Consider the following 20297-nt stretch of genomic DNA (forward strand, 5'->3'; position numbering starts at 1 on the left):
ACTCAGGGCCAGGTTGAGCATTACCCTCCGCGGTGCGCTCCGGAGGGGTTCCGACGTTGCTGGTGCGCTTCTGCTCTGGTGGTGGCTGGTTCTGCCTGAGTTGAGAGCGCCACGCCGACCGCTTCGACGGTGCCCCTACCAGTTGTCCGAAAAAAGACAATCGTAAAGCGTGGCCTCTCCCAAGGAGCGGCTGTCGGTTGCCACGTCAGGTACGATGAGCTCTCCGACGAGTGGCGGCATACGTTCGTATCCCCAGGTTAGCTCGATGTCTCGTGCGATCCAAGTCGCGTACGGCTGCTCATCGGGCGGCAGATCGAAACTGAGAATCCGACGTGTTGCTTCCAGCGGCAGCGGTGGCTCAAGAAGTTTGGGCTTGACCAACCTGACCAGCTTGCCCACCCAGGCAGGCAGGACGTAATGCGTGTCATGAACGAAGATGCTTACGTAGCAAGACGGCGTCGCGTTCAGCATCCTTCTCCTCTCAATTTCTTCGAAATCATCAACAATGCGCAAACCGTAAACAATGTAACAGGAAACCAAAAGACTCACCATGAACCCTATCACACGATCATGCTCACCCGGAAAACTTGCTCCGATAGAGAGGTAACCGGAGTAGCAGGCATCGTAGTTCCCCGTAGGAAGATGAACAGAACGGTCAGTTGAGACACGGCCCAAAAACTTACTATCGATCCGACGCAACATGCCTTGCCAACGGCCACGATCGGCTCCGGCTCGACGACGGGCGTCCACCAGCCGGCCATATTCCTCTGTTCGCTTGTAGCGCGGGTCCTCACGCGAGACCCCACGCGGATAGTAGCGATACACCACCTCGATCAATTCTTCGTTCGAATGCCTCATGGCTTCGTAACCCTGGCACCGCCAATGGCCTCGGGCATCCTTATCGTCATTTCATCCTTGAATTTGATTCAGTAGATCCCCTGTGGCATGCGCAGGTTGGATTTCACTATCTTGCGAGAAGCCGCGATGTGCAAGACGGAAGCTTGACAAATTGGAGCCGAGCGCGCGAGAAGGCGAACCATTCTTCTGACCATGGGATTCATCGTCAAACAGAAATATGAGGGAAACGCCACGGTTGACCTGGGTCAAAACGTCCAGGGCAGGCAGTGTAGCGGCGACGATGTCACGGAACCGCCCGACGGGCGCCATCTTGCGCCGTCGGGTTCCCGCGGACATGATCGGCCGTTCGCCGATGCGGGCCGAGCGCGCGCGCTTACTGGCGGTGAGCTCGCCGCGGAGGGGCCCCTGGGCGCAGCCGCGGCCGTCCGCGGACAGACGCGACCGTCTCGCCGAGCGCAGCGGACGCCGGCTCTCGCGCTCCGCCGTTCCGTTCGACACGTTGTCTAGACGGGTGATCGCGTGGCGCGTCGGGCGTCGCGGCCAGGAGACGACAGACGCCTTCATGGCCGATGTCCGCGCCAGGCCGCTCGTGATGCCGCAGATCACGAGTGATGGTTCGCGCCGCACATCTCTACCGTGGGCGCGCAGCTCGGCCCGAGCGTCGACTTCATGCAAACGGCTGTGCTGGGTGGTCAATGCGCTCCGCGTGACCCCGGCGATGCAGGCCGGCATCACCGACCACGTGTGGACCGTGGACGAGCTCGCGGAGGCGCAGCTGACCGAGCCGGCCAGCGAGGCCCCGAAGGCACAGCCGCTCCGTCATCGCGAGCCCTGGGCGCCAGCGCGCAAGCTTCCGAGCGGCACACGCCGGCGGAGGCTCGTCACCGGTAGGACCAAACGCTCCCAGGTGATCTTTCTCCATCAGAGCGTCTGGGGTGTGCGTGCGCTCCCCCGCGCGAGCGCCGTCCGGCGGCTCGTGGGCCGGCGAGCTCGCCGCGTCGTCAGCGGGCCGGGTGCCTAGTCGGGGTCGGGCACCCCACGGGCGCGCCGCTCGCGGACCCGACCTTCATCCATGCTGAGTTGCACGATCAGGTAGATCCAGAGCGGGAAGAGCGTCCGCACGACGTCTACGATCCTCCCTAGCGAGGGAGAATGTGCATCGTGGCAAATAACGGCCGGGGCTCCGAGCGCGACGCCACAGACCACGATGCCGATCGTCCTGAGTGGCTGGGGGACAATCATGACCGCTCCGCTAGAACGGGACGGCGCACAGGAGGCCCATGGCGACTCCGCCCCAGAGCCCGGTGTCGTCGCACTGCTGACGCGCCCTCGCGGTCCTGGCCCGCGGACACACCGCGTAGCGCAACGTCAAGAGAGAGCCGCCAGCGTAAAGGCCGCACATCAGGAGGCTGATCGGGCCGATGGCCTGCTGGACGTCTCCGGTCGGCTCGTCGCCATCGGAGACGGGCATGGCGCTCTCATCCTGCGCCGCGGCGTCATCGAGCACCGAGGCGCAGGGCACGTCCGCGCAGGCTCCCGGGTCGAGCGGGTCGAAGATGCGGATCGCCGCTTCGGGACAGTCGGCGCACGCCGCGGCGAGCTCGTGCCGCCCGGCCGCCACGATCTGCGGGATCGCGGGCTCCTCCGGGTCGAGGCTCAGCGCGAAGTCGCGCGTCGAGAGGCCGGCCTCCTCCGCTCCGCCCTCCTCTCCCGCCGCGCTCGGTTCGTCCGCTGCTCCGCAGGCCGGCGCTCCCATGAGCGCGGCCACGGCTGGGGTGATCCCGGTGTGCACGTACCACCTCCACGCGACGCATTCCGTCGCGCGCGGGACTTTTTTGCCAGCGGCATGCCAGGGCCGCATGAACCAGCGCGCGTGGGCTCAGGGCAGGGTGAAGTCGTCGAGCTCGTCCCGTTGGCCGAGGCCATCGCGACCATCGCCAAGAACGAAGGGCGCGCCCCGCGCAACCCCACCACCCAACATTGAGCACTACCCTCTGTGGTGCGCTCCGGAGCGGTTCCGACCCCGCCGGTGCGCTCTGCTTTGCGCTTCGGAGGGCTTCCGACCCCGTTCGAACGCTCCGCTTTGCGCTTCGGAGGGGTCCGGACCCCCCTTCTGGCACAAGATCGCGCGGTTTTGCGGGGATTTTGGCACAGAATTTCGGTTTGAAACGCGTTTTCTGGCACAATCCTGCCCAGAAAGACGCTCCGCGGAGCGATCTCGAGGGGTCCGGACCCCGGTGTGTCGCAATGCATTGCGTTTGTGCCGGTGCCGGACCCCCCTCACCTGGCACATGCCAAGGCGGCTTGGCACAGATCGTACGGGGCGTGGGGAGCTCGCTCCGCCACGAGCGCGGCTCGCCCCGTCACGAGGCGCTGCGCGCTCGCGACGGGCAGAGGAGAACGGGACCGGGCGCCCGGATGCTCGCCGCGCGGCGCCGGAGGCCGCCATCGGCGGATGCCGGAGGCATGCTCTCCGGGCGGGGGGGGCGGTGCCGGGCGGGCGGTGACGGGTGGAGGACGGATCGGCGGGAGGTCGGAGCGCCGCCAGCGGGCGCGCGCGGCGGGAGCGCGCCTCAGAGGTCGGCGGGCGCCGGCTCGGCGATCGGCGCGTCGGCCGGAGGCGGCGCTGCCGCCTCGTCGTCGGGCTTGCCGTTCTTCCGCGCGCCCCGGCCGCTCGGCCCGACGCTCCAGCCCACGAGCGGCGCGAGCAGCTTGTCGGCGAGCTCCTGCGTCTCCGGCTCGTCGGGCTCCACCGCGCCCATCACCTTGATCACGTACGCGCGCAGCGCCTCGGTGAAGGCGTCGAGCGCCTCGCGCACGCTCGGCGGCGCCGCCGCGGACGCGGCCGCGGGCGCCGTGACGCCGAGCGCCTTGCCGTACGCGGCGTGCGCGGCCTCGAGGGCGGCGAGGAAGCGCTTGCCGCCGAGCGCCTCGATGCGGGCGTCGAGGCCGTTCTTGCGGATCCGCTGCAGCCGGAGCTCGCTCTCGGACCATTCCAGGACGTACGTGAGCTGAAGGAACTTGAGGCCTCCGACGAAGATCGCCGCCTTGAGCGAGCTCGCCTCCGCGGCCTCGGGCGCGCCCGGCGGCAGCTTGGTGAACGCGGTCAGGAAGTCGTGGAGACCGCTCCAGCACCCGTCGAGGACACGGTCGCGCTGGACCGTATCCTCGCTCGCCTCCCCTCCCTCGGAGAGCGACACCTGATCGCGCAACGCCGACGCGAGCTCGGCGTGGCTCGACGAGAGCGCGACGAGCGCCCGCGCGATGCCCTTCGCGAGCTGCCTCTTCACGGGCTTCGCCACCGTGACGAGCTGCTCGCCGAGCGCCATGGCCCCGACCGCGGTGAACCGGGGGACCTGGACAACTTCAGAAGCGGTGTATTTGCTCATGAGATCACCCTCGTCCGTGCAGGAGCGCGGGATTGCGCCGCTATGCCGGACGGGCCGGCGTCGTTTATTCATGACGCGAAGAGAGGTGTCCAGAGCGAAGTGGATGAGAAGATGAGTTATAGAAGAAGCTCGGGTGTCGAATTCCTGCCGTACGTCGAGGCGCGCGGGGAACGCGCGGGGAAAGAGATTGGCGAGAAGGATGAGGGATGTTGAGGAGATAGCCGGGTTGGCACCGATCTGGCCAGGAGGGGCGCTGGAGGCGCGCTGTCCGGCCTGGGGAGGGCCCGTCGAAAGATTGCTTTCGTCGGGGGCGACGCTCTGGGGATGGTGATCGCGCCTGCTCGACGCACGGATCCGGCGGCGCAAGCTGAAGAAGCACGGCTCCCCGCCCGACACGACGGAGCGACACGACGGAGCAGGCGATCGAGACGGTGTTGAAGCAGGCCGAGCTGCTCGCGCTGGAGTGGGCGGCGTGAGCGATGGGCTCGGCCGCAGTAGAAGATCAGGCAAATTCGGAGTCTCGCTGAGCGCCGGGGGGCGGCACCGCGCTTGCCTCCTGCCATGGCGGTGCGCGCGGTCTCGCACGATTCCCGCACCATTCTCGCAGGATTCCCGCGCCATCCCGCACGATTCCCGCACGAGAGGAGCATTCGAATGGGCAGCAAGGCGAAGACGACGACCGCGGCCGCTCGGTCGATCGATGATGCATCCGAGCAGATCTTCCGGCAGGTCGAGCAGAGCGGCGCGCTGCCGCCGCACCTGGGGGCGCCCGAGGCCGTCGGCGCGGCGCTGTGCACGCTGTCGCGCCGGCTGAGCGGTGGAGAGGCGCGGGACCTCGCCTCGGCCCTGCCCTCGACGATCCAGGCGATCGTCCAGCCGTGCGCCACGCACCGCGACGAGGATCCGGAGGTCTTCGGTCGTCGCGAGTTCCTCGAGACGCTCGCGGAGCACCTGCACATCGATACCGACCAGGCGAGCGCGGTGTCCCATGCGGTCTTCGCCGCCGTGGAGCGCGAGATCCCCATGAAGGAGGTCACGGACATCGAGAGCCAGCTCCCGGCCGATCTGAAGGACCTCTGGGGGCGCCACCGCTTCGCGGGCAGCTCCCACGTGGAGCGGCCGGCGGACACGTCGCTGGCCGAGCCTCCCCCGCGGGCGTCCGTGGACACGCCAGCGCCGGACCAGCCCCGCGACGACGTGGGCGGGGACAACACGGCGGCGACCTCGTCCGGCGACGCCCCCGCCGTCCGGCGCGCGAGCTGACGGCGGAACGGAGGCGATCCGGAGAGCTGGGCGGTCCAGCGGGACGAGCCAGCCCGGAAGACCGAGGTGACGCGGCCCGCGAGGCGGCCGTCGAGGTCCGGCAGGCGCTCGGTGTCGATCCCTGCGTCCTGCTGCGCCGCGCCACGCTGCCCGAGGTGACGCGCGGGAAGCCACCGCACAGCCCGCGAGCGAAGCGACAGCCGTCGAGGTAGGCCGGCTGCCGCCAGGTACTGACACCCTCCCCACAATTCCAGCAACTGTGCAGAATTACGAGAAGGCTCGGTGTTGATTGTTGATTCGGTGCGGGCGTAACCTGCCCTCACCGGAGGCCGACCGGCCGCCGCCGACCATGGCCACCCGACCATGAGGCCGTCCAGCGGCCCGTGGAGGGCACAGCGAGGAGGAGCGAGGTAGATGACAATCATCGCGTCAGCGCCTGAAGCAGACGAGCCCCGGCTCGCCGGCCTCGCCGCGGAATGGCGCGCCATCGTGGCAAGGGAGCAGGAGAACCGGGTGGCGCAGGTCGCCGCGTGGGAGGCAAAGCTCGCCGAGCTCCGCGCCGAGCAGGAGGCGCTCCTGAGGGGTGGCCACTGGGTCGGCGGACCGGACGATCTCCTGAGCATCCTCGGGCAGAGCCGGCAGGAGCGGTATCACTCCGCGCTGCTGGCATGGCTGCTCGATCCCCAGGGTCGACATGGCCTCGGCGCCGGCTTCCTCGAGGCGTTGCTCCGCCGCTGCACGGCCGAGCCGCCGAGGGCCGAGCTGAACCGCGCCCGGCCCGCGCTCGAGGTGAGCCTGGGCAACGCCTGCGCCGATGTCGTCGTCGCTGGGCCTGGGCTCTGCCTCGTGATCGAGAACAAGGTCGATGCCCGTGAACAGCCCCAGCGATGCGATCGCCTCTACGACAGTTTCTGTCGAGAGCCAGGCGCGCTGTTCGTCTTCCTGTCGCCCTCCGGACGAGCGCCCGTGACGGTCACGGGCGCCGCGCGGGAGGCGTTCACGCCGATGAGCTACGCCGAACTCGCGGGGATGCTCCGCGACGCGCTCGCCTCGGCGCCGGGCAAGGGCGCGACGGCGCATGGGCGCGAGGCCGCCTCCAACTATCTCGCCACCCTGGAGAGGGAGTTCCGATGAACCGCATCGACGATCCGCGCGCCGTGTTCTACCTCCGGAATCAGGCGCTCATCGAGGAGTGGGCCGCCCTCGGCGAGTCCGTCGCCAACCTCACGCACGCGTTTCTGAGCTCGTGCGCAGACGGGATCGCCGAGCTTGCCTCCGAGCTCTCTCCAGACGTCGAGGTCTTCACATTCCTGGAGGAGGACGAAGACTGGCCGAAGATCCTGCTGGTCTTGCCAGGATGGTTCCCGTCGAGCGGAGGCGAGCTCGTCCGCGGGGTCGAGGTCGCCCCCAGGGTCGGGGTCGGCCTGGAATGGAACAAGTCGAGACGTCTGAACTTCACGACCGCGCCGGCTTGCGCGTTCACAGGCGTATGGGTGGATGTCGACATCGCCGGCGGCAAGGAGCTGTCGCGGAAGCTTCGTGCGGCCTTCGGAGAGGCCAGCCTCCTCAAGAAGCACAAGCTCGCCTCCAGCCCTTGGTGGCCCGCGTACCGCTACGAGACCGCGACAGGGGAATACTGGAAGGACCTCGAGCCCTACCGCGCACACCTCATCCAGTCGGTGCGGTTCCACTGGACGGAGTTCGAGGCGCAGATCCGGGAAGTGCTGGCGACCTGAGCGCATAGGGCGACGAACGGGCTGAGACCGCCTGAAAGGCGCAGAGCTTCGAACCGCCAAGGCGCCGAGAGCGCAAAGAAGAGAACCCAATCTTGGCGCCTTTGGTGCCTTGGCGATTCATTTCGCCAGTAAACTCCCAGGACCTGGGGATGACAGGGCGGCCGGGGCGGCGGGCGGGTCGGCCTGCGCGCGCCCCCCTCTCCTACGGCGCGGCGAGGGCCGCGATCTGCTCGGCCGAGAGCGCGCCGTCGTAGATCCGGAAGTCGTCGATGTACGCCTTGAGCAAGGCGTCCGGGAACTGCGACTTGCCGATGTAGTTGCTCGCCGTGGGCGCCAGCCGCGACGGCGTCACGTCGTGCGGAGGCGCCGGCGTGGTCGATGCGACGGAGGCGCCGTCGACCCACAGCTGGTACGTGCCGCTCGAGATCGTGACCGCCACGTGCTTCCAGACATCGACGGTCAGCGGGTTCGCGACCCTCACGATCGCCTCGTTGCCCACCATGTCGACCTGCGTGTAGACCGAGAGACGCAGGGCCCCGGTGTCGTCGAGCGGGGTGAGGAACATGAACCCGTTGCCGCCGAAATCGAAGATGCGAGACCACATATCGATCTTCTTCAGCTGGACCCAGGTCGCGATGGTGAGATCGTCGAGCTCGTCCGTGAGCCCGTCGGGGAGATCGACGTAAGGGTCGGCGCCCTGCAGGTTGAGCGCGCCGCCGATTCGCCCCTCCGCGAGCCATCCAGCGCTCCCGACGAGCGTGGCGTCGTTCCCATTGCCCGACGCGTCGTGGGCCACGAGGCCGGTCTCCTCGTCGAACGTGTAGTGCACGACGAGCCTCGGCTCCGGCCCGGCGCCGCCGCTGCCTCCCGCGCCGCCGTCGCCGCCGGCACCGCCGTCGCCGCCAGCTCCGCCGGTGCCGCCAGCTCCGCCGGTGCCGGTCGCTCCGCCGCTGCCGGTCGCTCCACCGCTGCCGCCATCGCCGCCCGCGCCGCCGCTGCCGGTCGCTCCACCGCTGCCGGTCGCTCCGCCGCTGCCGCCGTCGCCACCCGCGCCGCCGCTGCCGGTCGCTCCGCCGCTGCCGCCATCGCCGCCCGCACCGCCGCTTCCGGTCGCTCCGCCGCCGCCGCCTTCACCGCCGCCGCCCGCGCCGCCCGCGGCGCCGCTGCCGCCGTCGCCGCCCGCGCCGCCCGTGCCCGTCGCGCCCCCACCGTCGCCCCCGGAGCCGCTCGTCGCCGAGCCTCCACCCGACGTCGACGTCGACGTCGACGTCGACGTCGACATCGTCGCGCTGCCGCCGCCCCCCGCGTCGTCATCGCCGCTCGAGCCGCATCCGCTGGCCGCTGTTCCCAGCATCGCGGCCGTGAGCAACGCAGCCCTGAGACCACCCGACAAGATCGAAGCCTCTCTCATCGCATCCTCCAAGAAGGCAAATACCTCGAGCATCCGGGAACGCTCCGGCCGTGCTCGACGGGGTTGTTGGGGTTCTGCACATCCCGACGGCGATGACGGCCGTCGTCAAGATTCAAGCATCCTGTCGAGAGATGAAATCATCTCACATACCGCGGAGCAACACCGTACCAACCACGCCGGTCCGGCTCGGCTCCACCGACACGGCGATCGGCCTCTCCTTCGTGGGGCGCAGCAGGTACGTCAGCGCCGCGCCCGCGAGCGCCGCCGCGCCTACACCGAGAGAGATGTCGGCGATCAGGTACCGCGTGCGCACGGCGTCCAGATCGCTGTCGGCGCACTTCGGACTGCAGGTCTTCTCCAGCTGGTCCCGCTCGGACCGGCCCATGAGCCCCCACACCGCAAAGCTCGCCCCGCCCGCGACCCCCAGGCCCGCCAGCACGTAGGTGAGCGCCGGCACCGGACGGTAGGTCTCCGTGACGCTGGCCTGCGCCGGCGGGACCCGGGCCTCCGCCTCCACGAGGGGCTCGAGCGCGACGTTCAGCTGCCGGAAGCGCTGCCCCTCGAAGAGGATGAGCTCCTTGGACACCGGCTTGTGCCCGGCGTGCTCGACACGGTAGGTGTGCTTCCCCGGATCGAGCTTGAGCGGCGCGCCGCTCGACGACAGCTCGACCGGCTGGCCGTCGACAAGGATCCTCGATCCGGTGACCTGCTCGCCGCCGCTCGTCACGTTGAACACGATCGACGGCGTCGCCCGCTCGAGCTCATCGACCCACGCCCCGCAATCGCGGAGGACCGGAGCCGGGCAGTCCGACCGGGCGCAGCCCTTCAGCGCGCGGCCCGCCTCGAGCAGCTGGTGCTCCTTCCGGAGCCGCTGCACCTCGGCGTGCGCGGCGACACATTGCGTGACCCCGGAGGCCGCTCCCGCCTCCGGCGCCGCAGGCCCGCCCGCCGGCGCCGCAGGCTCGTCCGCCGAGGCCGAGAGCGGCCAGAGCGCGGTCGCCGCCAGCGCGAGCGCCGCCCACCCGCCACGCCCCGTTCCGAGAGGCTTCCCCCTTCGCAGCATCCCTGTCTCTCCAGCCATCGCGCCGAGCTCCTCGTGTCCAACAGACTCGCACCTGACTGCCTGTCGAGCAAACTTCCGACCGCCCGCCGCGCGGGCCGACCGCGGCCGGATCACCCCCCTCATTGCGCCGCGAGGGCCGCCACCTCGGCCGCCGAGAGCGCACGATCGTAGATCCTGAAATCGTCCACGATCCCGACGAGGTAGGGATCGACCGCGAACTGAGAGCGGCCGATGAAGTTCTGCGTCGTGTTCCCCAGATCCGAGGGCCGGGTGGCGATCATATCGCTGCTCGCCACCGCGGCCCCGTTGATGTACATCGACGAGCGGCTCGGGTTGTAGCTCAGCGTCACCGCGAGGTGCGTCCACTCCTGGAGCGGCAAGCTTCCATTCATGGTGTATTCCTCGACGCCCGCAGGGGAGTTCACCGAGAGGCGGACGCCGGTCGGATTCGCCGCCTTCGGGCACACGTAGAGCCACGCCACCTCTCCGGATCCGAAGTCGAAGATCCGCTGCCACCACTGCTGCTCGCCGAGGGAGATCCAGAACGACACCGTGAGCTCGTTGAGCGTCTGCAAGACGCCGGGCGGGAGCTCCACGTACTCCTCGTCCCCCGAGAGGGACAGCGCCTTGCCGATGCGCCCCTCCACCGACGTCCCCCCGAGGAGCGTCCCGTCGCGCATGCCGCCGGTGGCGTCCACCGCGATGCCTTCCTCGATCGCGTCGAACGTGTAGTGCAAGAACAGCCCCGTCTCGAGGTCGATGAGGGGACCGCCCCCGCCGCCCCCGCCGCCTCCGGCACCGCCGCGGCCCCCCGCGCCCCCGTCGCCGCCCGCGCCCCCGACGCCAGCGGCGCCGCCGTCGCCCCCGACACCCCCGGCGCCGCCGTCGCCGCCGCCGCCACCACCACCGGTGGCCCCGGTGCCGTCGCGGCCTCCAGAGCCGCCGCTGCTCTGGCTGGAGCTCTGCGTCGCCGAGCCGCCGCCTGCGCCCGTCGCGCCGTCCTGGAGATAGGACAGGTCCTCGAGCGAGCAAGCCCCGAGGCACAAGGGAGCGAGCGCCAGGAGCGCACGTGCCGCCGGACGAAGCGCCGCAGGGCCGGCCAGCACCCTTCCACGAGCTGCCATGTTCATGTCACCTCCCAACCACGATGGACGCCCCGCGGACGCCTGCGATGCCGCTGCCGTGGCCCGAGGACCACGACCCCACGGGAACAGAGAAGAAAGGGCCCGGCTCCCCGCGTCGAGCCGACGTAGCGGACACCCCTGCACGCCGGCTCACGGCCCGCCGGACTCCGGCCAGCCATCGGCGCTCCAGCTCAGCTCGGCGACGCGAAGGGCGAACATGCCGTCCGCATCGGCGTCGTACGAATGGTAGACATGATACCAGGACTCACCGGCCTGGAGCAAGCCGTTGCTGCCAGGCCCTCGCCACCTCGAGCTGCTGGTCAGCACGCGCGAGCCGCCGCCGTCGAGCATGCGGTTCCCGAGCCGGTCCACGTAAGGACCGGCGAGCGCCCGGGACCGACCGACCATGATCTTGTACGTGCTGCTCGAGCCGACGCAGCAGGTGTCGAACGAGGCGAACAGGTAATAATGATCGCCTCGCCGCACGACGAACGGCGCCTCGATCGCGGTGCTCGGCCGCGCGGCGATGGACGTGAGCGTCCCGTCGACGGGAGCGCCGGCGAGGTCGAGCTGCATGAGCTTGAGCCCCGACCAGAAGCTCCCGAACACGAGCCAGGGCGTGCCACGCTCGTCGAGCACGACGCTCGGGTCGATGGCGTTGTAATTGGTGCCCTCGCTGCAGATGACGGCGCCGTGATCCAGCCAGCGGGTCTCCGGGGCGCTCAGCGAGCCCCTGGTCGCGTGGCCGATGCAGGAGCGGTTCGTCCCGAAGAACGACGCCGCGTAATACAGATGATAGAGCCCGCCCCAGTAGGAGATGTCCGGGGCCCAGAGCGCGTCGACGTCGCCCACCGCGCTCGCGACCCAGTCGGGGTTGTCGCTGAACACGGAGCCGGCGGAGTCCCAGCGCACGAGGTCGGATGAGGTCCGGATCGCGATCCCGGGGCCCGTGGAGAAGATGTAATAGAGATCGCCCGCCCGGATGATCGACGGGTCGTGCACTCCCTGGACGTCTCCGCTGAGGTCGAGCGCGACCGGACGCACCGGCTCCACGGGGCCGCCACCCCCCGCTCCCCCGGAGCCCACTCCCGTGCTCGCTCCCCCGGAGCCCACTCCCGCGCTCAGTGCCCCGGAGCCTCCGCCATTGCCTGTTTCCCCGGCGCCCGCTCCGCCAGCGTCCGCTCCCCCGGAGCCCGCTCCGCCGGCGCCCGCCCCTCCGGTGCCTGCGCCGGTGCTCGTTCCGCCGGTGCCCGCCCCTCCGGTGCCTACGCCCGTTTCCGCGCCTCCGGTGCCCGCCGCGGAGCCGGACGCCACGCTCGCCGTCGCCGGACCGCCGGCGCCGCCCTGGGCTCCGGTGTCGCCGCAGGTCCCGCACCCGCCCATCACGGCCAGGGCCAGCGCGGAGAGCGCTCCCGTACCCGACGTGGTGTCGACACGCGATCTCACATGCACTCGACCTTGAATCGTTTGATCCCCTCGGGGTCGATGGTGTATGGCGGGTCGCAATTCGCGCTGGGCGGGCTGGCCGGCGCAGCGGGCGTGGGCTTGTCCGCCGGCGCCGCGGCGTCGCCTCCGCGCTCTGCCGGCTCCTTTGCCGACGGCTCGGGCTGCTTCGCCGACGGCCTGGGCTGCTTCGCGGACCACCTGGGCTGCTTCGCGGACCGCTCGGCCGGCTTTGCGGACGACTCGGCCAGCGCCTCGGGCAGCTCGGCCGGCTCGATGGTTGGCTCCGCCGACCTCGCCGACGGCTCGCCCGACCTCGCAGCAGCGGGCGCGGCGGCCGCCGCGGCGAAGCCGGAGCCCGACGGCGCGCCGGACGCCGGGACGACGGCGGGCGCGAGCGGCGCGAGCGGCGCGAGCGACGGCTGCGGCGACCCCGACAACGATGCGGCGTCCAGGGACGCAGGCGAGGAGCGCGGGGACCGGATGGTCGCGGCCGCCAGGACGATGCCGCAGCCGATCCCCAGCACGGCCGTGGCGAGGAGCGAGCGGGACGCCCGCTTCAGCCACGGGCGCTGCGCCGGCTCCTGCTCGTCCGTGAGCTTCGAGTCCGAGCCCGTCATCGTGCCGTAGCCGGCGCGCGCGAGCGACTGATCCAGCGGCGGCGGCGACAGGGTGTCGACCGGCATGGACGCCCGCGCCGTCGCGCCCCGGCGCATCATCTCACGGCCGATGATGCGCTTCGTCTCCGCGCGCACGTCCTCGAACTCGCGCGAGACGAACCTGCCGACGTCGCGGTTCGTCACGGGCGTCGAGCCCGCGACGAACGCCTCGAGATCGGCCTCGAGCTCCGCCGCGGTGGCATAGCGCTGCTCCGGCGCGAGCGAGAGGGCCTTGAGGATGATGCGCTCGAGCTCCTCGGGCACGTCGGGCTTGACGTCGCGCGGCCTCGGGAGCTCCCCGTTCAGCACGCGATGCATGATCGCGATGTCGGTCATCCCCTTCCACATCCGCTCGCCCGTCGCGGCCTCCCAGAGCATGACCCCCACCGCGTACAGATCCGCGCGCCGATCGAGCTGGCCGCCCTCGATCTGCTCGGCCGGCATGTACCCGATCTTGCCCTTGATCACCCCCGTCGCCGTCTCGACGCTCCCGCCCGTGAGCTTGGCGATGCCGAAATCGATGAGCTTGACCTGGCCATCGTAGGTCACGAAGACGTTGTGCGGCGAGACGTCGCGGTGCACCACGTCGAGCGGCTCGCCGTCGAAGCCGGTGAGCTCGTGGGCATAATGAAGGCCGCGGAGCGCGTCGATGATGATCCGGAGGTGCATCTCCAGCGGGAGCTTCGTGCGCGCCCGCGACCGGACGATCGAGAGCGACTGGCCCTCGAGGTACTCCATGACGATGGCGGCCCCCCGCGTCGTCTGGACGATCGCGCTCGTCTGGACGATGTTCGCGTGGTTCAAGCGCGCGGAGAACCGCGCCTCGTTGATGAACATCTCCCGCATCTCGAGGTTGTCGAGGAGGTCGGGCCTGAGAAACTTCAGGACGACGAGCTTGTCCACCCCCTCCGCGCCGCTCTGCACGGCGAGGAAGACCTGCGCAGTTCCCCCGCGCCCGAGCTCGAGCAAGAGGTGATGCCCCGGGTCGGTCGGTGTGCTGGACGTCCCCACGTTCACTGGGCGATGATGGCACGAAAAAAACGAGCTCGACCAGACGGATTCAGGGGGATCTCGAGCCTTCTTCCGCAATGCACTGCATGGTTCCGCCTGCCCTGCCGAATTGCGCAGAAATGCGGGTGCGATAGTGTCGCAGCATGGTCGCACAAATGAGGGACGCTCGATCCCCGGCGTCCGCGCGAGGTGCGAGGTCGAGGCCACCGGGCAGGCGGACCCATGCCGATGGGCGGAAACCGCTTGCCACGCGCCCATGAGCTGTGCATGTGCCCAGATCGGGCCCTTAAGGGCGTCCTCGACGTGCGGCGGCGCGGAGCATGCCCCCGCGGCCCCGAGCCGGCCCCTGCCGGACGGCGGGGTCGCCACCTTCGCCGCCCGGTCGAGCTCGTCCGAACCGCCACGGCGTTCCGAAAGGAAGAATGCTCCGCAGGCCGGCCTCGACGATCCCGGTCAGCTGAAGACGGGGGGTCGACCCGAAACAGCGTGCCCGCGGCTTGCCGACCCCCCTGTGCTAGACTCGGAGCATGGCCGAACCTCTGGAGCCTCCCGTTGGGGAGCGGGACGACAGCCCCTACGATGAGAACGGAGTAGACCGCTCCCTCGTCCGCTGGATGCTCAGCCTATCTCCCACGGATCGGCTGGCGCAGCTGCAGAGCTCGATCGATTTGATCATGAGCGTGCGCGGGCCCTCCGATGGCGCTCGCTGATATCTTGCACGCGCTGGTACACCATCACGTCGAGTTCATCGTTGTGGGAGGCATGGCTGCAGCGTTGCAGGGCGCGCCTGTGAACACGCTCGACATCGATATCGTGTACTCACGCTCCGAGCAGAACATCGCCCGGCTCATGGCTGCCCTGACAGAGCTGGAAGCCGTATTTCGCACGGACCCACGACGGCTCGTTCCTAACGAGTCGCACCTGCGATCGACTGGGCACAAGCTGCTCCAGACGAAGCACGGTCTGCTCGACGTGCTGGCCACGATCGAGGAATCGACGTCCTATGACGATCTCTTGCCTGACTCGACGGTGCTCGAGGTAGCCGGCGTGCTCGTCCGCGTTCTGTCGCTGGAACGGCTCATCGAGGTCAAGGCGAAGCTGACCAGGCCCAAGGATCGGGCGATGCTCTTTCTGCTCCAGGCGACCCTCGACGAAAAACGCCGAGCGCCCTGACCGGCACATCGCGCCGCTCGAGCAGCCCTCCCCTCCCCGCCCTACTGCCTCACCGGCAGCTCCACCACGAACGTCGCCCCCTCCCCCGGCGCGCTCTCCACGCTCACCGCCCCGCCGTGCGCCTCGACCACGCTCTTCACGATGGCGAGCCCGAGCCCCGTCCCGTTCCGGCTCTCGTCGGTCGTGAAGAACCGGTCGAAGATCCGCGCCCGATGCTGCGCCGGCACCCCCGGCCCCCGGTCGCGCACCGAGATCCTCGCGGTCCTTCCGCCCTCCTCGCCCTCCACGGTCACCACCACCGCCTCCCCCGGCGGCGAGAACCTCACCGCGTTGTCCAAGAGGTTCAGCAGCGCCGTCTCCAGGTCCGTCTGCCGCGCCCGCAGCAGCCGCCTCGACATCTCGTACCGCAGCACCACCGGCCTCTCGCGCGCCCTGCACCGCTCCACCACCCGCGCCACGAGCGCCTCCAGGTCGAGCACCGTCATCGCCTCGCTCGAGGCCTCGATCCGGCTCAGCTCCAGCAGCCGCGACACGAGCCGATCGAGCCGCGCCACGTCGAGCTCGATGTTCCGCAAGAAGCGCCGCCGCGCCTCGGGATCGTCCGCCGCCCCCTCGTCGAGCAGCTCGGCCGCCCCCCGGATCGACGTGAGCGGCGACTTGAACTCGTGCGCCACGTCGGCCGCGAAATCCGAGGTGTACCGCAGGCGCGCCCCCAGCCGCTCGTTCATCGCCGCGAACGACGCGCCGAGCTCGCGGATCTCGCCGCTCCCCGAGACCGGCACCTCGATGTCGCGCTCGCCGGCCGCGATGCGCTTGGCCGCGCGCGAGAGCTTGCCGAGCGGCCTCGAGATCGACCACGCGAGCGCCAGCGTGACGAGGCCCGTGAACAGGCTCGCGCTCAGGAGGACCTGGATCAGGCCCGACCGGATCCGGTGCAGCTCCACGAGCACCGGCTGCGTCGAGCGCACCACGTAGACGGCGCCCAGCACCTCGCCGCCCCAGCGGATCGGCTCGGCCAGGAACAGGAAGACCGCAGGCTGCCGCTCCCGGACGCGCGTCCTCGCGCCGCGGCGCCCCGAGAGCGCGTCGCGCACCTCCGGGCGATCCGCGACCTCGGGCCAGCGCTCGCGCGCGTCCTTGCCGAAAGGCCGCACCCCGTCGGCAAGATCGCCGAGGCCGACGCCCGAACCGCCCCGGGCGCGCGCCGGGAGCAGCGCGGGCACCGCCGGCTCCGGCCCCTCGGGCGGGCCGTTCTCGTGCGAGTCGACGACCACCGCGCCCGCCCCGTCGAGGATCCGCACGCGCGTGCGCGTGCGCCGCGCGGCCCGGGTCAGCACGTCGCCGTGCTCCGGCGCGTCGAGCTCGAGCCCCCGGTCGAGATCCGACACGAGCATCGCCGCCACGAGGGCCGCCTGGTTCGCCATGTCGCGCTCCAGCGAGCCGAGCAGCTGCCGCTCGTAGATCCGCGCGAACTCGAGCCCCGCCGCCGGCACGAGCAGCACCACCAGGTTGACGACGAGCAGCCGGACGCGGATCCGGCCGAGCTCCCGGCGCAGGCGCTCGATCATCGCGCGCATCGGTCGGCCTGGCATCGCGGCCCGGCTACGCGCCCTGCACCTTGTAGCCGACGCCGTGGACGGTCGCGATCGGATCGCCGCCAACTACGCGAAACTTCGCGCGAATCCGGCGAACGTGGGTGTCGATGGTGCGCTCCGTGATGAGGTTGTCGTAGCGGTAGGCGCGCTGCATGAGCTGGCCGCGCGAGAGCACGACGCCCGGCCGCTCGAGCAGCGCGCCGAGCACGCCGAGCTCGGTCGCGGTGAGCGACACGGGCTGCCCGAGGTAGCGGGCCTCGTGGCGGCCTATGTCGACCTCGATCGGGCCGTGGCGGAGGACCGCGGCGCGCGCCTCGGCCGGCGCGGGGGGCGGCGCCTCGGCCCGCCGGAGCAGCGCGCGCACCCGCGCCACGAGCTCGCGCGGCGAGAACGGCTTGGTGAGGTAATCGTCGCCGCCGAGCTCGAGGCCGACGATCCGGTCGACCTCGTCGCCGCGCGCCGACAGGAAGAGGATCGGCGTCCTGCTCGCGGCGCGCAGCCGCCGGCACACCTCCAGGCCGTCGAGCTCGGGGAGCATCACGTCGAGCACCACGAGGTCCACGTCCCCCGCCCCGGCCGCCTCGATCGCGGCGCGCCCGTCGGCGACCGCCGTGACGGTGTAGCCCTCCTTCTGCAGGGCGTAGAGCAGGACCTCGCGGATGCGCGCCTCATCGTCGACGACCAGGATGTGCTTGCTCACGTCGCGATCGGTCCCTCTGATCCGGCGCCGCCGTGCGCGTCGATCGCCGCGCCGAGGCCCTCCACGCGCGCCCAGACCTCGGACACGATACCACCGACGCCCTCGACCGAGGATCCGGCGAAGCGCGCCAGGACGAGCTGCGTGCGCAGCGCCTGGACGAGATCCGCGAGCTCCTCGAGGGCGCGGGCGTCGTGGTCGCGCATCGCCCGGAGGCGCCGGATGTTCTCGAGGTGGAGGTGCGCCGTCGCCAGCGCGCGCCCCCCCGCGCCGTCGCGCTCGATCTCGGCGACGCGCGCGGCGGCGGCGGCCTCGTCGAAGCCGCCCTGGCGGAGCAGCGCGTCGAGCTCGGCGTGGCGGGCGGCGGCGCGCGCCACCTCGGCCTCGATGCGCACGGCGGCCTCGCGCGACAGGAGCGCCTCGAACGACGTGCCGGCGCAGGCGCTGACCCCCTCGCGCAGCGCGCCCTGGACGCGGGCGGCGGCGGTGCCGGCGCCGCCGTCCGGCCGGTCGCTGGCCGCCCCGCGGCCCGCGGTGAGCGCGACGGGGGCCCAGATGGGCCAGAGCGGCACGCAGAGCGCCGCGGAGAGGGCGGCGCGGCGGCGCGCGTCGCCGCGATCGCGCGAGGCGCGGTACACCGCGACGGCGCACGCGAGGCCCGCGAGCAGGTACAGGATCGAGAGATCGCGGAGGCTCATCGCGCCGCCTCCGTCGGGCCGACGCGCGCGGCGTCCGGATCGACGCCGTCCGGGTACGCGCCCTGCGGCGGCGGAGCGACGCGCGGGGCCATGCCGGCCGGCGGCGCGACGTCGACCGGGCCCACGCCGACCGGCGTCGAGACGTCGGCCGGGCTCACGCCGCGCGGATCCGGGCTGCTACGGGGCTTGTGGCGCCGCTCGAGCGAGCGCGGATCCTCGTCGTAGATCCCGAGCGCGGAGCGGCAGCTCCTGACGAGCGCGTCGGAGAAGCTCCCCTCGCGGGCGCGCACGAACGGGATTTCCTTCTGGCTCGGCCGGCCGAGGTACGGCCGGAGCATCCACGCGGCCTGACCGCCGACCGCGAAGAACACGGCCATGAAGGCGACCGCGGTGAGGGCGCGGCCCTGGCCCGCGCCGATGCCGCGCACGAGCACGCCGAGCGCGGCGAGGCCCGCGCCGGCGTAGGCGAGCCAGGCAGCGACGGAGGAGGCGTGGTAGCCGAGCCCCAGGTCGATGAGCAGCCAGAGCACGGGCGCGAACGCGAGCAGCACGAGCGAGGAGCGGCCCGCCGACGCGAGGACGAGGGCGATGATCGACCGCATCGGCCAGGGGCGGCCGAGGACCGCCGCGAGCGCGTGGAACGCCGGGGCGCAGAGCGCGAGCGTGATCAGCATCGCGAGCGGCACCTTGACGGCCGCGTAGAGGATCTGCTCCTTGCCGCGGAAGCTCCCGATCACGCCGCCGAACACGGCGGAGCCGAGGGCGATGGCGCCGAGCGACGCGAGCGCGATGGCGCGGATGTCCCTGTCTTCACGGCAGCTCGCGGCGACCTCGGCGGGCGCCCGGAGCAGGCGGCTCACGACGGCGGCGCTCACAGGGCACCTCCTCTCAGGATCGGGAGCGTCCCCCACCAGACGCGCAGGGCGAGCGCGACGGCGAACCCGGCGAACCCGAGGAGCGCCGCGGTGGTGCCGGACCAGGTGAGGGGGCCCCGATCGGGCCGGAGCACGGCGCCGAGATCGTGCAGCAGGATGCGCACGCCGATGACGCCGCCTACCGCGAGGCCGATCAGCCCCATGATGGCCGCCGTCTCGGGCGCCCCGCTCGTGACGACGAAGAGCGCGGCGGCGGGCGCGAGGCCGCCGAGCACGAGGCCGGTCGCCGCGGCGGCGCGCGCCGTGGCCGACAGGGCGCGCGCGGGGTCGAGCGGCGCGTCGAAGAGGGTCAGGACGATCGTCAGCGCGGGGACGCCGAGGCAGGCGACGGCGACCATGGCCGCCGGCACGCCGGCGGCGTGCTGGACGAGCGACAGGCCGCCCTGCCGGGCGCCGAGCGCGAGCCCGTACAGCGCGGCGAGGCCGACGCCGACGCCGAACCTGGCGAGGTCCTGGCGGGGATCCGCGGCCTGCCGCTCGGCGAGGAGAGAGGCCGTCCAGCCGGGGTGTCCGGCGCGCGCCGCGGGCTCGGCGGCTGGGCCCGGCGCGGCGGCGGCCGCGGGCGGCGGCGGCGCGTCGCTTCGCGGCGACGCGGGCGCGAGAGCGCCGGCTTCCGAGCCGGGCTCTGGCGAGGGGGAAACGACGAGACAGGGAGCTTGCGCCTGCACAGGACCTCCGTGGTGATGAGCGCTGCGCGGCGCGCTGGGCCGCCGCAGCCTCGATGGGAGTACCCCGCGCTCGAGGCGCGCCCGCGCCCGCGACGAGGAACGAACGCGGAGAGGTTGTGGCGAAGTTGTGGCAGCCCGCCCGCTGCGGCCAGCGCCACCCGCGCGCAGGGGCCTCGCCGGTCCTCCGCCAGGCGCCTGCCGCGGCCGGCCTGCAATCAGGTCTATCACCCCGACGTGGTCGGATGGCGGCGGGACAGATTGCCAGAGCTGCCCAGAACGACGCCGAGCTCCGTGCGGCCCGACTGGGTGTGCGAGGTGCTGTCGCCCTCCACCGCGCGCAACCATCGCGTGAAGAAGATGCGCGTCTATCAGCGGTGCGGGGTGCCGCACTACTGGATCGTGGATCCCGAGGACCAGACGCTGACCGTCCACCGGTGGACGTCCGAGGGCTATCTGCTGGTCCTCGCCGCCGAGCGCGGAGAGCGCGTCAGGGCAGAGCCGTTCGGGGAGGTGGAGCTGGAGATGGACGCGCTCTTCGGAGACGAGGCAACCTAATGTCCCGTTCCTGAAGAGC

19 protein-coding genes are annotated in these 20297 nt (G+C 71.3%); 5 read left to right on the top strand and 14 right to left on the bottom strand.

Going from position 1 to position 20297, the window contains the following annotated elements:
• Positions 1–135: 135 nt before the first annotated feature.
• The 4 genes from NQZ70_RS30570 to NQZ70_RS30585 all read right to left on the bottom strand — a co-directional run bounded on the left by NQZ70_RS30570 (position 136) and on the right by NQZ70_RS30585 (position 4247).
• On the bottom strand, positions 136–858 hold the full coding sequence (locus NQZ70_RS30570) for a hypothetical protein (RefSeq protein WP_129577374.1): 723 nt from the start codon (positions 856–858) through the stop codon (positions 136–138).
• A gap of 51 nt (positions 859–909) precedes the next feature.
• Positions 910–1590: a hypothetical protein gene (locus tag NQZ70_RS30575; protein WP_129577375.1), complete on the bottom strand. Its 681-nt coding sequence runs from the start codon at positions 1588–1590 to the stop codon at positions 910–912.
• 520 nt (positions 1591–2110) lie between these two features.
• Positions 2111–2650 carry a hypothetical protein gene (locus NQZ70_RS30580; RefSeq protein ID WP_129577376.1) on the bottom strand — a complete coding sequence of 180 codons (540 nt, stop codon included), beginning with the start codon at positions 2648–2650 and terminating at the stop codon, positions 2111–2113.
• A 781-nt stretch (positions 2651–3431) separates the two neighbouring features.
• Complete coding sequence (locus NQZ70_RS30585; protein ID WP_237244190.1) at positions 3432–4247, bottom strand: hypothetical protein; 816 nt, start codon at positions 4245–4247, stop codon at positions 3432–3434.
• A 654-nt stretch (positions 4248–4901) separates the two neighbouring features.
• Between NQZ70_RS30585 and NQZ70_RS30590 the strand changes: the two genes are divergently transcribed.
• The 3 genes from NQZ70_RS30590 to NQZ70_RS30600 all read left to right on the top strand — a co-directional run bounded on the left by NQZ70_RS30590 (position 4902) and on the right by NQZ70_RS30600 (position 7246).
• Entirely contained in the window at positions 4902–5510 is a 609-nt protein-coding gene (locus NQZ70_RS30590) for a DUF2267 domain-containing protein (protein ID WP_165374249.1), read from the top strand.
• A gap of 414 nt (positions 5511–5924) precedes the next feature.
• Positions 5925–6644 (top strand): PD-(D/E)XK nuclease family protein, encoded by a 720-nt coding sequence (locus tag NQZ70_RS30595; RefSeq protein ID WP_129577378.1) that lies wholly within the window; start codon positions 5925–5927, stop codon positions 6642–6644.
• The gene (locus NQZ70_RS30600) at positions 6641–7246 is read left to right on the top strand and encodes a hypothetical protein (RefSeq protein ID WP_129577379.1); all 606 of its coding nucleotides are present in this window, start codon (positions 6641–6643) and stop codon (positions 7244–7246) included. Before NQZ70_RS30595 ends, NQZ70_RS30600 begins: the two co-directional genes overlap by 4 nt.
• A gap of 202 nt (positions 7247–7448) precedes the next feature.
• On the opposite strand, the gene NQZ70_RS30605 is transcribed toward NQZ70_RS30600, so the two are convergent.
• The 5 genes from NQZ70_RS30605 to NQZ70_RS30625 form a co-directional block, all read right to left on the bottom strand.
• Positions 7449–8657, bottom strand: a complete 1209-nt coding sequence (locus tag NQZ70_RS30605) for a LamG domain-containing protein (protein ID WP_207217519.1) — start codon at positions 8655–8657, stop codon at positions 7449–7451.
• A gap of 142 nt (positions 8658–8799) precedes the next feature.
• The gene (locus NQZ70_RS30610) at positions 8800–9738 is read right to left on the bottom strand and encodes a hypothetical protein (protein ID WP_207217520.1); all 939 of its coding nucleotides are present in this window, start codon (positions 9736–9738) and stop codon (positions 8800–8802) included.
• A 101-nt stretch (positions 9739–9839) separates the two neighbouring features.
• A complete protein-coding gene (locus NQZ70_RS30615) occupies positions 9840–10844 on the bottom strand; it encodes a LamG domain-containing protein (RefSeq protein ID WP_207217521.1) in 1005 nt (334 codons plus the stop codon).
• 150 nt (positions 10845–10994) lie between these two features.
• Entirely contained in the window at positions 10995–11897 is a 903-nt protein-coding gene (locus NQZ70_RS30620) for an arabinan endo-1,5-alpha-L-arabinosidase (RefSeq protein WP_237244191.1), read from the bottom strand.
• Between the two features lie 389 nt (positions 11898–12286).
• Complete coding sequence (locus NQZ70_RS30625; protein WP_165374251.1) at positions 12287–13963, bottom strand: serine/threonine-protein kinase; 1677 nt, start codon at positions 13961–13963, stop codon at positions 12287–12289.
• 690 nt (positions 13964–14653) lie between these two features.
• Between NQZ70_RS30625 and NQZ70_RS30630 the strand changes: the two genes are divergently transcribed.
• A complete protein-coding gene (locus tag NQZ70_RS30630; protein WP_129577385.1) occupies positions 14654–15130 on the top strand; it encodes a nucleotidyltransferase domain-containing protein in 477 nt (158 codons plus the stop codon).
• Between the two features lie 41 nt (positions 15131–15171).
• On the opposite strand, the gene NQZ70_RS30635 is transcribed toward NQZ70_RS30630, so the two are convergent.
• From NQZ70_RS30635 to NQZ70_RS30655, 5 genes are read right to left on the bottom strand one after another with little or no spacing between them, the layout of a single operon-like run.
• Positions 15172–16722 (bottom strand): cell wall metabolism sensor histidine kinase WalK, encoded by a 1551-nt coding sequence (locus NQZ70_RS30635; protein ID WP_272826052.1) that lies wholly within the window; start codon positions 16720–16722, stop codon positions 15172–15174.
• Between the two features lie 10 nt (positions 16723–16732).
• Positions 16733–17425 carry a response regulator transcription factor gene (locus tag NQZ70_RS30640; protein WP_129577386.1) on the bottom strand — a complete coding sequence of 231 codons (693 nt, stop codon included), beginning with the start codon at positions 17423–17425 and terminating at the stop codon, positions 16733–16735.
• Positions 17422–18120, bottom strand: a complete 699-nt coding sequence (locus NQZ70_RS30645; RefSeq protein ID WP_129577387.1) for a hypothetical protein — start codon at positions 18118–18120, stop codon at positions 17422–17424. Before NQZ70_RS30645 ends, NQZ70_RS30640 begins: the two co-directional genes overlap by 4 nt.
• Positions 18117–18995, bottom strand: coding sequence for a hypothetical protein (locus tag NQZ70_RS30650; RefSeq protein WP_237244192.1), 879 nt, complete (start codon positions 18993–18995; stop codon positions 18117–18119). Before NQZ70_RS30650 ends, NQZ70_RS30645 begins: the two co-directional genes overlap by 4 nt.
• Positions 18992–19723: a hypothetical protein gene (locus NQZ70_RS30655; RefSeq protein WP_129577388.1), complete on the bottom strand. Its 732-nt coding sequence runs from the start codon at positions 19721–19723 to the stop codon at positions 18992–18994. Before NQZ70_RS30655 ends, NQZ70_RS30650 begins: the two co-directional genes overlap by 4 nt.
• A gap of 15 nt (positions 19724–19738) precedes the next feature.
• On the opposite strand from NQZ70_RS30655, the gene NQZ70_RS53160 reads away from it, so the two are divergent.
• Entirely contained in the window at positions 19739–20278 is a 540-nt protein-coding gene (locus tag NQZ70_RS53160) for a Uma2 family endonuclease (protein ID WP_324293068.1), read from the top strand.
• Positions 20279–20297 lie beyond the last annotated feature (19 nt).

The sequence above is a fragment of the Sorangium sp. So ce836 genome, assembly GCF_028553905.1.
Taxonomy (GTDB): Bacteria; Myxococcota_A; Polyangia; order Polyangiales; family Polyangiaceae; genus Sorangium; species Sorangium cellulosum_D.